Here is a 2819-nt window from a genome sequence, read left to right on the forward strand (position 1 = left end):
TAAACATAATAGAATAGATCATCTTTTGTTATGGTTTCATTAGGATAAGCCGCTTTAAAATGTGCTAATCCTTCATCCGTAATGGCATCATGCCTCTGTAAACCAGCTGTTGTGTTTTTCTCTGTAGAATTTGCAAATAAATGGGTTTGTTTTTCATTTTTTAAAGATTCAACAGATTCATAGAAATATCGTGGAAAGCATTGACTTTTTTCTATTGAATCAAAATTAGGTATATCCTTACCCATGAGTACAGAAAATCCTTTCATTGCACCTGTACCTGTAATTTGTATTACTCTATTTTCAACCGCTTGTTCCATCGGGAATATACATGGAATTTGAGCAACCATTTCATTAAAGGCACGATTATAATAGAGCCATTGTTGTGTAAAAGGACGATATAAACTTTGAATAAGGCATGTATCTTCAAATTCAAAAATCTTTCCTTTAGTTAAATGTTTCTTAAGATTAATACTCCAACTGATTTTTTTTGTATCTGAATTGACAAAATCATTTACAACATTTACCCGTGTTTTACGGTCAGCATGCCCATAAGCATTATTAAAACGTTCTACTTCACTATTATAGAAAGCAATCATATTATTCACATTGTTTGCTAGTGATTCACGACTTGAATTGTATAACCAAGCATCACGACTGGTTATAACACCAAGAGAAAATGTATTAAAAAGCTTTTTATCATGTTCCTTTTTATCACCTATGGCTAAAAAGGCATTGAAACTTTCATCACGTTGATGAATCCAATCACCATGTTTATCTGGTGTAATTATTTGCCAACCTTGTTTACTCCGTGTAATACCATTAATGCTACCAAATTTTTTAATTGTCTTAAGCTTTTCTTCTCTATTGAGATAATCTCCAATATCACGGAAACGTATTTTACCACGCTTTTGTGCATTTGGATTTTTTACGAGAATAGAGATAGCAATAGGGGCTCGAGAGCCAGAACCAAAAATTTTGCCACCTTCTTTACGAGAAAGTTCTCCAGAGGTTCGTTGATTACCACGTAAATGAAAAATATAAAGGCTGCTAAATTCTTCAATGAGACATTTTCGTAAACCGTCCATAGAACTTCCATTGATAAAACCAGCATTTGTGACAAAGCCGATTACACCAGCATTATCAATACGGTCACTAGCCCAGCGAATGGCGCGGATATAGCTATCATAAAAATTTCGCATATTCATTGATTCAGATTGAGCAGCATAAGTCTCACGAATACGTTGATCTAATATGGGATAGGGAGTATTCTTTGCATTATCATTAGCACTTTTTTGTCCTACCGAATAAGGGGGGTTACCAAAGATAACTTCGATATCTAGTTTCTTTTGATGTTCCAAATATTCACTATTTTCTTTAAACAATTCCTGTAGCAAGTTCTTCTCTTCAAGCATCCGAAACGTATCAGCCAAACCAATATGCTTGAAAGGGATATATTCACCTTTCATAAGACTATGATAAGTCGATTCAATGTTAATCGCTGCTATGTAATAGGCAAGCAAAACAATCTCATTGGCGTGGATATCATGACGGAATTTATATTCCATATCCTCTGGTTTGATGAGATTAGATTGTAAAAGCCGTGTGATAAAAGTACCTGTCCCCGTAAAAGGGTCAAGAATAGAGACACCTCGTGACCCCAAGCTTTTTCCAAATTCATTACGCAAAACATCATCAACAGAATGAATGATAAAATCAACAACCTCAACGGGCGTATAAACAATCCCAAGCCTATCCGTGGTTTTCTTAAATGCCTTGGAAAAGAAATCCTCGTAAAGTTTGATAATAAGGTTTTGTCTTGCTTGGGGTTCGGTAATCCCAGAGGCGCGGAATTTTACACTGTTATAAAACCCTTGGAGTTCTAAAGACTCTTGCTTGATATCGGTTTTATCCAATTCAGCTAAAATCCTTTCCATCGCTTGTGAGATGCTATTGTTCTGGACAAATTCATTGCCCTCAAACAAAGCTTCAAATACGGGACGCGTCACAAGATGTTGTCCTAACATCTCAAGCGCTTCCTCTTGCGTAATACTGTCGTTTAAATTGCTCTTTAATTCCTTATGAAACGCATCAAAAGCACATCGCGCTTTGCCTTTCTCATCAGAAAGAATATCTTTAAGATGATTGATATGGTTTTGTGCAATCTCAGCAACATTTTTCGCCCATATGCCCCAATAATCAGAAAGGGTTGATCTTTTAATCAGAACCGTTTTAAGGGCGCGAGGAAATGCTGCTACAAAATTGAAGCTTGTTTGTCCGTTATGAGTGGAAAGCGATTTACGAATTGGAGAGACATTGCTTGCACTTGCATGCTCTGTTTTTGCTTGCAGGGGCAGGTCATCAACAACCGTAGTGACATTCTCTAAATCCATATTTTGAGAAACCGTTATAATCTCTAAAATAGGGCTGACATCTTGCCCTAAATTCATCTGATTAAGCGTTTTGCTAAAATTCTCATCATGAGAAAGCAGCGCATCGAGAACTTGCCAAACAACACTGTATTTTGGATTGTTCTTTAAAGCTTTTTCGGGGTCAATTCCAGCAGGCACTCCAACGGGTAAAATGATATAGCCTCTTTTTTTGCCCTTCGCGCGCCGCATCACACGTCCTACCGCCTGTATCACATCCACTTGGCTTTTACGCGGGTGTAAAAACATCACCGCATCCAACGTAGGCACATCGACACCCTCAGACAAACAGCGTACATTGGTAAGTACACGGCAATGATTTTCCCCCACATTTTCTTCCAACCAATCCAGTTTTCTTGACCGTTCTTTGGCGCCATCCTTCCCATCAATATG

At 37.4% G+C, this 2819-nt stretch carries 1 protein-coding gene; it reads right to left on the reverse strand.

Features of this window, described 5'->3' with window-relative positions:
- A partial coding sequence (locus tag ACFINU_RS09505) for a type ISP restriction/modification enzyme (RefSeq protein WP_375667632.1) occupies positions 1-2819 on the reverse strand: 2819 nt, incomplete at both ends.

It is taken from the genome of Bartonella sp. AC130YNZD, from assembly GCF_042196865.1.
Lineage (GTDB): Bacteria > Pseudomonadota > Alphaproteobacteria > Rhizobiales > Rhizobiaceae > Bartonella.